The organism is Gluconobacter sp. Gdi, from assembly GCF_014132155.1.
GTDB lineage: Bacteria > Pseudomonadota > Alphaproteobacteria > Acetobacterales > Acetobacteraceae > Gluconobacter.
Window position 1 is genome coordinate 430,784 of the sequence record NZ_BLJQ01000002.1, and the last position, 7,963, is coordinate 438,746.

Annotated in this window: 9 protein-coding genes and 1 tRNA gene; 6 read left to right on the plus strand and 4 right to left on the minus strand. The window is 56.5% G+C overall.

The window, feature by feature from the left end; translation table 11 throughout:
- The first annotated feature begins 71 nt into the window (after positions 1-71).
- Genes JN414_RS05875 through JN414_RS05885 form a run of 3 tightly spaced genes read left to right on the plus strand, consistent with a single transcriptional unit; the run spans position 72 to position 3,060 of the window.
- Entirely contained in the window at positions 72-902 is an 831-nt protein-coding gene (locus tag JN414_RS05875) for a GNAT family N-acetyltransferase (protein ID WP_174694812.1), read from the plus strand.
- Positions 903-957: 55 nt separating this feature from the next.
- The gene (gene lnt / locus JN414_RS05880) at positions 958-2,484 is read left to right on the plus strand and encodes an apolipoprotein N-acyltransferase (protein ID WP_237389897.1); all 1,527 of its coding nucleotides are present in this window, start codon (positions 958-960) and stop codon (positions 2,482-2,484) included.
- A 57-nt stretch (positions 2,485-2,541) separates the two neighbouring features.
- Positions 2,542-3,060, plus strand: a complete 519-nt coding sequence (locus tag JN414_RS05885) for a helix-turn-helix domain-containing protein (RefSeq protein ID WP_202207092.1) — start codon at positions 2,542-2,544, stop codon at positions 3,058-3,060.
- An 8-nt stretch (positions 3,061-3,068) separates the two neighbouring features.
- Here the strand turns inward: JN414_RS05885 and JN414_RS05890 are convergent, their stop codons facing one another.
- Entirely contained in the window at positions 3,069-3,731 is a 663-nt protein-coding gene (locus tag JN414_RS05890; protein WP_202207093.1) for a tyrosine-protein phosphatase, read from the minus strand.
- 103 nt (positions 3,732-3,834) lie between these two features.
- Between JN414_RS05890 and JN414_RS05895 the strand changes: the two genes are divergently transcribed.
- Entirely contained in the window at positions 3,835-4,197 is a 363-nt protein-coding gene (locus JN414_RS05895) for a hypothetical protein (protein WP_202207094.1), read from the plus strand.
- A 119-nt stretch (positions 4,198-4,316) separates the two neighbouring features.
- Positions 4,317-5,828 (plus strand): globin-coupled sensor protein, encoded by a 1,512-nt coding sequence (locus JN414_RS05900; RefSeq protein WP_202207095.1) that lies wholly within the window; start codon positions 4,317-4,319, stop codon positions 5,826-5,828.
- Between the two features lie 13 nt (positions 5,829-5,841).
- On the opposite strand, the gene JN414_RS05905 is transcribed toward JN414_RS05900, so the two are convergent.
- The 3 genes from JN414_RS05905 to JN414_RS05915 are packed head-to-tail and all read right to left on the minus strand — an operon-like array spanning position 5,842 to position 7,647.
- Positions 5,842-6,021, minus strand: a complete 180-nt coding sequence (locus JN414_RS05905; RefSeq protein ID WP_046900670.1) for a Trm112 family protein — start codon at positions 6,019-6,021, stop codon at positions 5,842-5,844.
- A complete protein-coding gene (locus tag JN414_RS05910; protein WP_202207096.1) occupies positions 6,018-6,698 on the minus strand; it encodes an LON peptidase substrate-binding domain-containing protein in 681 nt (226 codons plus the stop codon). Before JN414_RS05910 ends, JN414_RS05905 begins: the two co-directional genes overlap by 4 nt.
- A gap of 4 nt (positions 6,699-6,702) precedes the next feature.
- Complete coding sequence (locus JN414_RS05915; protein WP_202207097.1) at positions 6,703-7,647, minus strand: co-chaperone YbbN; 945 nt, start codon at positions 7,645-7,647, stop codon at positions 6,703-6,705.
- Positions 7,648-7,863: 216 nt separating this feature from the next.
- Here JN414_RS05915 and JN414_RS05920 point away from each other — a divergent pair.
- Positions 7,864-7,938: transfer RNA gene (locus JN414_RS05920), tRNA-Gly, on the plus strand.
- The last annotated feature ends 25 nt before the right edge of the window (positions 7,939-7,963 follow it).

Below are 7,963 nucleotides of genomic sequence, written 5' to 3' on the forward strand. Positions count from 1 at the left end.
CCAATCCGGCCGAGGAAAAAACCTCACCGACAGCCCATTCGCTCATCAGTAGTGAAGAAACACTCAAGCAGATGGAGACCCTCTCCACGCTGGCTCTGAACCGCGACGGCGGTTTCCAGGAGCTTCGGGGCGGTTCTCTGGGTGTTCGCATCGCTGTTACCGAGGCTGAGCGGGATGCTGCTCAGGCCCTGAGGTATCGTGTGTTTTTTGAAGAACTTGGCGCGCACCCGGACGAACGCGCATTCCGCACAAAGCGGGACGTGGACGAGTTTGACGAGGTTGCCGACCATCTTCTCGTCATCGACCACAGCATTTCTTCTGGTGCAGAAGGCGTTGTCGGGACCTATCGCCTTCTACGTTCCGATGCTGCCGAGAAGATTGGCCGTTTTTACACGGCTTCCGAATACGATATTTCGACCCTGACGGAATTTCCGGGGCGTTTGCTTGAGGTTGGCCGGTCCTGTGTGGCTCGCGAACATCGTGGACGTTCTGCAATGCAGTTGCTTTGGCGTGGCATTGCATCCTATATCTTTCTTCACCGGATCGATGTGCTGTTCGGTTGCGGAAGCCTCCCGGGCACAGATCCTGATGCGCTCTCCGATCAACTGACCTATCTGCATCATAATCATCTGGCTCCTCCCGCTCTCAGAATTCGGGCGCTCCCAGATCGTTATGTGGAAATGCTGCGTACGGACCCGCATACGCTTGATTACCGGGCCTGCCTGAACAAGCTGCCGCCTCTCATCAAAGGATATCTCCGCCTTGGGGGATATGTTGGAGATGGTGCTGTTGTGGACGAGCAGTTCAACACGACGGACGTAGCCGTTCTGGTAAAGAGTGAACTTCTGGCGGATAAATATTACCGCCATTACGAGCGCCGCCTTCGGGACGCTCTGGACTGATTTCCGGCTCGGGCCTCTGTGGCCCGACCGTTTTTTCTAACGGATAATCATCTTCATGATTTCGACGCTCCCTGTGCGTGGCTGGCGACTTGCCGGCCTGATGGTGCTGGCAGGGGCGTTTTCTGCCCTGTCTCTTCCGCCTGTCTGTGCGCTTTTTGTGCTCCCTCTCGGGCTGCTGGTCCTCTATCGCGCCTCTGAGGATGCGGCATCCTGGAAGCAGGCTGCTCTTTGCGGCTTCCTGTTTGGAATGGGATTTCACACGGCAGGCCTGTATTGGCTGACCAATGCCATTCTGACGCGTATCCATCAGTTCTGGTGGGTCATTCCGTTCGCGGCTCCGGGTGTTGCGCTCATTATTGCCCCGTTGATGGCTGTTCCCGCGGTTCTCTGTCGTCTTGTGCCAGCTGGGTGGCGGCGTATTCTGATGTTCGCCGGAAGCTGGACGGTCGTCGATATGGCGCGCGTCCTGATTTTTTCAGGCTTCCCCTGGAATCCACTGGGCAGCGATCTGGAATTGCCCGGTTCGATCGGCAATGCGCTGATCCAGCCCGCGTCCATTCTGGGTGTCGACGGCCTGACTCTTGCGCTGGTCCTGGCATCTCTGGCGCTTTTTCGTGGGCGTGTTGCTGTTTTAAGCGTGCTCGTGTGCAGCGTGCTGTGGCTCGGTGGCGGCTACTGGCGGCTTGCCACAGTAACTCCGTTGCCGATCAGTAATCCGCGTGCGGTTCTGGTTCAGGGGAATGTCTCGGAAAATGAAATCATCAACCGGCAGCAAAGCGTCGAAAATTTTCGGCGCTACCTCCGCCTGACGGCTCAGGGAACGCAGAAGGCCCGATTGATGGGCGATGACCGGCCTGTGGTTGTCATCTGGCCAGAATCCGGCTTTCCGGGGCTTCTCGACGAGGATGAACTGGCCCGGCAGGTAATTGCCCATGCAGCCGGCGGTGCTTCGGCAATGATCGGGTCAGATCGTGAAGAAAATGGCCACTGGTACAACAGCCTCGAACTGGTGGATCAGGATGGCAAGATTACGTCCATCTACGACAAGAGCCGTCTGGTGCCATTTGGGGAGTACCAGCCTTGGATCATTCCCTTCAACGTGCTTCCAGGAGTTCTGACGCCCGGGCCCGGTCTCAAGACATGGGATCTTCCCGATATTGGCCGCGTCGGTCCAATGGTTTGCTACGAGATCATTTTTTCCGGGTCTGTCGTTGCACGGCATGATCGGCCTGACTGGCTGGTCACCATTTCTAATGACGCCTGGTTCGGCAATAGTGCTGGCCCGCGCCAGCATCTTGCCACGGGCCGTCTGCGGGCAGTGGAAGAAGGTCTTCCGGTTGTCTTCGCGAACAACACTGGCATTTCTGCGATTTATGATGCGGCCGGACGCGAAACGGCTCGTCTGGGTTGGGGCAGGGCAGACGTGATGGTCAGTGATATTCCGTCACCACTCTCACCGACGATCTTCTCCCGATACGGGCGTGCCATTCCGTTGGCTCTATCGCTGCTGTGCGTAGTGCTCTCGTTCTGGCCAACGGTTCGCCGAAAGAGAGAGCGGGTTGTAATGCGTCAAAAAGGTTAATATTGACAATCTAGGGTTGTTTTATTTACCTTCTCTTTGTCTCAGGGGAGGATTATCATGTCTACGGGTCACGTTAAGGCCGAGCCAAAGAGTGCTTCGGCTGCTGGCCCGGTCGATGTGCATGTCGGAAACCGCATTCGGCTGCGGCGCACGCTGATGGGGCTTTCGCAGGAAAAGCTTGGAGAGGCGCTGGGACTCACGTTCCAGCAGATCCAGAAATATGAACGTGGTGCCAACCGCGTAGGGGCAAGCCGCCTCTATGATCTGGCGCGTGTCTTGGATGTGCCGATCGGTTTTTTCTTCGATGATATGCAGGATGCGGCCCCCAAGGCAGCACCTGTACCCCTTCAGCCCTCAGTCACGACCGGCTTTGCAGAAACGCAGGCCACTTTCGGCGGTCCGCCCCGCAAAGCGGTTCAACCGCCACGGCTGTTTGATCTGCCAGCTGATGAAGCGGCGCTTTTCAGCCGGCGTGAAACGGTTGATCTGGTGCGATCCTATTATCGCATTCCAGATCCTTCCGTGCGAAAGCGAATGCTGGACCTTATCCGCAGCCTCGGCCCTGCAGAAGAATAAGCCAGGGTCTATTCGCGGCGCAGGATGCTATCGTTCAGGAAGGACGAAATCTTGCCCGCTTTGAAATCGGCCCGCAGCCGGTCTTCATCGTACTCGGTCTGAAGCCAATCCATGAAGGAAAGACGCCCTTCGGCTTCAGCGCGGTAGCGCAGGAAAAATGCATCCAGGATTCCCGTGCGGGACCGGTTGAAATGTCCGAAGCGCCAGTGCAGCTGCCTGAGAGCGTCTGTTGCCGTTCCCCCCTCAAACATCACAACCAGCCCCGAAGCTAATCCTGCGCGGTCAGCTCCTGACTTGCAGTGCATCAGCATTGGAAACTGAAGGGTCTGATACATGGCATGAAAGCGCAGGATGCGATCCTTGTGTGGCGCGCCCCGGCTCTCAAACGCCATATCCAGATGCGTCAGACCCAGCTTCTCGCTTGTGCTGCGAGAAAGAGCGTCTGACCCACATTTGCGATGTCCGCGCAGGTTTACGAGCGTCTTGAGGTGAAGCTGCTTTGTTAGTCTGCGCAGACGTGACGGTGTTGGGTGGTTGCAGCGCCACACCTTGCCAGGAACGACTTCCGCAAGATTTGTCCAGCCGAGGCGAAAGATGGAATGGTCCACAAAGAGACTGTCCCACCAGGCCCGTCGCAGCGTAGCGGCAGAAGTAATCCGGCCTTCAAACATCAAAAACGTCCTCGACTGTGAGAGCATGAAGCAGCTTCAGGCAGCGCTGTGTCCCACTTGAGATGGGGATGCGTCAACCGCAAGGAAATGGTAATGTCAGCTTATGCGGTGGCTTTCTCTTTCTCTGATGGTGTCCTGCCTGTCCCTGACGGGATGTGGTGTTGGTTCAATGTTTGACGGACCGGCTGCGGATATGACCGCACTTCCCCCGCCGGGAGCTGCTCCGGATAGAACCTCTCATCGTCGCTCGCATCCAAGCGGCGTATCCTATGTGGATGATGCCCCCGTTATGCCGATGCCGCCGGGTGGAATGAGCGAGGAAAACCGTCCACGTGAAAGCAGCGATCCGTCTTCTGAAGGGATGACCTTCGGGACCGGTGGTATGGGTGGCAACACAGCCGATATTACACCGCGTCCCGCAGTTCCGGATACAGAAGTGTCGTACGGCAAAAACAGTGGAAATTAAGAACGACAGGGCTGCGAGCGGCGGCTGACGGTCTGGTCTTCATGATTGCGTAACTATTGGCGTGGTAGGGCGGAAGCAGTCCTCACCAGTGGGCCGAGTTGACGTCTTGGAGACCAGAAATGACCGAGCAGGTCGCGGCAGATATTAAAGAGCGCCTTGCCTTTTTGGGAATTGGAGCCAGTGAAAAAGCCCTGATATCCCGAATTGGCCAACAGATCCGCCGGATCTTGCCCCCTGCGCTTGACCGGTTTTATCGACGTGTGGACGAGACACCGGAACTGGCACGTTTTTTCTCGAGCTCCTCCCAGCAGAATACAGCCCGCACACAGCAGGAAAAACATTGGAGCCGTATTCTCGAGGGTGATTTCGGCCCCGACTATGTCCAGAGTACGCGTGCGATTGGGAATACTCACGCTCGTATTGGCCTGGATCCACAATGGTATATCGGCAGTTACGGGCTGCTGGTCGAAGGTATTGTCGCAGGTGTTATTCAGGAGGCTTGGCCAGAACAGAAACAGGGCTTTTTCGCGAGATTGTTCGGTAAACGCCGATCTGTTCTGACCAGCCAAGACGTTGCTGCGCGGGTCGGGCTTTTGGTCAAAGCCGCGTTTCTGGATATGGAACTTGGCCTTGAGACATACACTCTGAATCTGGACGGGCAGGAGCGTTCCCGCGCCGAGAAAGAGCGCAACGAAAGTCTGTCCGCTCTTTCCGAAGCACTTGCAGATTCGCTGGACCGCATGGCCGAAGGAGATCTTGTACAGGACATTGATCCTGAGCTTGCCAGCCAGGCAGCGCGGATGAGCGGGGCATTCCAGCGCGCTTGCAGTGGACTGGGGCGGATTGTGCAGGGGGTACGCTCCACGTCTGGTGTCGTGGAGCACCGGGCCCGAATGATCAGCAGTTCATCCGAGGACATTGCCTGTCGTATTGCGGAGCAGGTTGACGCCCTGGGAACCGTATCGCGCAACATTACCCAGTTGACGACGTCCGTAAAGGAAGTGGCTGAGGAAGCGCGCCAGGCAGATGAGACGGTCGAAGCCTGCTGTCATGAAACAGGGCAAAGTACGGAAGTTGTTGCTCGGACAGTTGAAGCAATGGCCAAGATCTCGGCATCATCCACACGAATTGTCCAGATTATTGGCGTTATTGATGAGATCGCTTTTCAGACAAATCTTCTGGCTTTGAACGCAGGCGTAGAAGCGGCACGTGCCGGCGATGCGGGGCGAGGTTTTGCTGTAGTTGCCCAGGAGATACGTGCACTTTCCCAGAGGTCTACAACAGCCGCCCGTGAGATCAAGGAATTGATCAGCAGCAGTATGGAAGACGTGGAGCGTGGCGTGACGATGGTCGACGAAACGGGGGCTGCGCTTGGTAATATCAGCGCATCCGTGAATCGACTGGGGAAAGCTGTGGGACAAATTGCCTCAGGTGCAGAGGCTCAGGCGCAGCGGATCATGGATATCAACACCAGTACGACACAGCTTGAAGCCGTGACCAAGACTAACGCGGCGATCGTGAGGCAGATGAGCAACTCCAGTCAGGAGTTGGTGGGGGATGCCGCCCAGTTGATGAAGATCGTCATGAACTTCAAGGTTCAGAACGATCTTCCTGCATTGCATCGGGTCTAAAGAGGGGCCTCTGTCAGAGAGAGCGCGCTTCTTCCGGCAACATAATGGGGATGCCATCCCGGATTGGAAATGCCAGCTTCGCGCGGGGGCTGATAAGTTCCTGCGTGTCACGGTCATAGGTGAGCGGCCCTTTGGTGAGGGGGCAAACCAGCAAGGACAGGAGGCGAGGGTCAAGTTCAGTGTTCATGGTCATTCCATGCCTTTTGCCAGAAGATCCAGCAAGACCCCGGCGCGGTCATCCAGTGTACTTGCTTCAAGAAGAGCCTGTTTCTGTTCAGAGCTGAACGGAACAAGCATCGGCAGAATGACGAGCAGCATGTCATCATCCATTTCATCAAGCAAAGACCAGTCCGTCTGTAGCTGATGTGCTGTCAGATAGCTTTTCAAACGGCTTAGCAGACGCGCCCGATTGATCGGGGAGGGGTCGCTTTCCAGCAGGTCTGAAAAGAAAGGTGAGGCGTCAATAGTGCCTTCTCTCCAGCCCCGTTGTGTCAAACCTTCCATCAGCAGTCTGAAACGAGTGATGCCCAGAAGCGTGATGGAAAATGTACCGTCCGAGTGTTCTGTGAAGCTGGTGATTCGACCAAGTGTCCCAATGTTATGCAGGACGGGAAGTGGATCCGTTTCGTCTTCTTCCTGTGGCTGTATCATCCCGATGAGTCGGCGCCCCGCGAGAGCATCTTCCAGAAGGGCGACATAGCGCGGTTCAAAGACCGTCAGAGGCAGATGCCCTCCTGGCAGAATCATGGCTCCAGACAGTGGAAAAAGCCCGACCCGCGGAGGAATATCCGCAAGGGTAAGGTCCGCAAGAGCTGGAACCCTGCGCGGGATATCATTCAGATCCAGAAAGGTGTCGGGCGTTTTCGTCATGGGATTACGAGAACAGCAGAGAAGACAGCTTGCGACGCGCAGCAAGCGTTACAGGGTCCGTATGGCCCCACGCTTCGAAGAAACGCAGCAGTTCCGTTTTGGCAGCGCCTTCATTCCAGTCACGGTCCTGACGGATAATGCCCAACAGGACATCCGCAGCATCCGCGCGATTTCCCGCAGCATTGAGCGCGCCAGCTAGTTTGAGCTGGATATCGAAGTCAGCAGGTGAGACCGCGGCTTGTTGTTTGAGAGTATCCAGTTCGGAAACCGCTGCCGCACCTTCTTTCTTGAGAGCGAGTGCTGCGCGCGCGCCTGTGATTTCAGGATGGTTATTAAGCTTGGCAGGGATCTGGCTGGACGCTTCTTCTGCCCCTTCCAACTCATCAAGGGCCAGAAGCGCACGCAGCATCCCGCCCCATGCTTCAGGGTTTTCAGGTTCTGCATCGAGAACCTGCGCGTAGAGGCCGACAGCTTCTGCGGGCTGGTTTTCGGCAAGGGCTGTCTTGGCTGCGGCCAGAATATCTGCTGCGGGCATCGTGCCGCCAGCAGCTTTCAAAAGCGATTCGACAAAGTGGCGGATTTCACTTTCTGGCTGCACACCTTGGAAAAGATCCAGAACCTGACCCTTCCAGAACGCGACCACGACGGGAATGGATTGAAGCGGAAGCCCCATCTGAGCCAGTTGAGCCGCGAGGGACTTGTTGGCCTCTACATCGACCTTGACCAGACGAACCCGTCCGTTGGCAGCATGGACGATCTTTTCCAGAACGGGCGTCAGCTGTTTGCAGGGGCCGCACCAGGGGGCCCAGAAATCCACTAGAACCGGGATCTGCTGGCTGGCCTCAACAACGTCCGCCATGAACGTCGTCTGATCTGCTTCGACGATGTATGCGGCCTTGCCTGAAGACGGGGACTGGCCAATCAGATGTTCGTCAAAAGTGCTGCTCATGGAATGGAAGCCATCCTGCTGGGAAAATCTAGTTCCGTTGAAGATCGGGCCTGATGGCTCTGTGTGCAAGGGCGCTTTCGTGGGAACGCCTCTGATCTCGTCAGAAGATCAGGCTTCTTCATCGCAAGAAACGGCACGGGCTGAAAAATTGACTGGAGGGTACATTTTCTCTCTTGCATGTCTTCGTAAGTTCAGTAATAACACCGCCCACGGAACGCGGGTGTAGCTCAGGGGTAGAGCACAACCTTGCCAAGGTTGGGGTCGTGGGTTCGAATCCCATCACCCGCTCCAGTTTGAAAAAGACGCCTTAGGGCGT

Bases quoted from the DNA above. Each gene is read 5' to 3' on its own strand.
- JN414_RS05915 (WP_202207097.1), bottom strand. From the start codon at position 7,647: ATGAGCAGCACTTTTGACGAACATCTGATTGGCCAGTCCCCGTCTTCA.
- JN414_RS05910 (WP_202207096.1), bottom strand. From the start codon at position 6,698: ATGACGAAAACGCCCGACACCTTTCTGGATCTGAATGATATCCCGCGC.
- JN414_RS05890 (WP_202207093.1), bottom strand. From the start codon at position 3,731: ATGTTTGAAGGCCGGATTACTTCTGCCGCTACGCTGCGACGGGCCTGG.
- JN414_RS05885 (WP_202207092.1), top strand. From the start codon at position 2,542: ATGTCTACGGGTCACGTTAAGGCCGAGCCAAAGAGTGCTTCGGCTGCT.
- JN414_RS05905 (WP_046900670.1), bottom strand. From the start codon at position 6,021: ATGACCATGAACACTGAACTTGACCCTCGCCTCCTGTCCTTGCTGGTT.
- JN414_RS05895 (WP_202207094.1), top strand. From the start codon at position 3,835: ATGCGGTGGCTTTCTCTTTCTCTGATGGTGTCCTGCCTGTCCCTGACG.
- JN414_RS05875 (WP_174694812.1), top strand. From the start codon at position 72: ATGGAGACCCTCTCCACGCTGGCTCTGAACCGCGACGGCGGTTTCCAG.
- JN414_RS05900 (WP_202207095.1), top strand. From the start codon at position 4,317: ATGACCGAGCAGGTCGCGGCAGATATTAAAGAGCGCCTTGCCTTTTTG.
- lnt (WP_237389897.1), top strand. From the start codon at position 958: ATGATTTCGACGCTCCCTGTGCGTGGCTGGCGACTTGCCGGCCTGATG.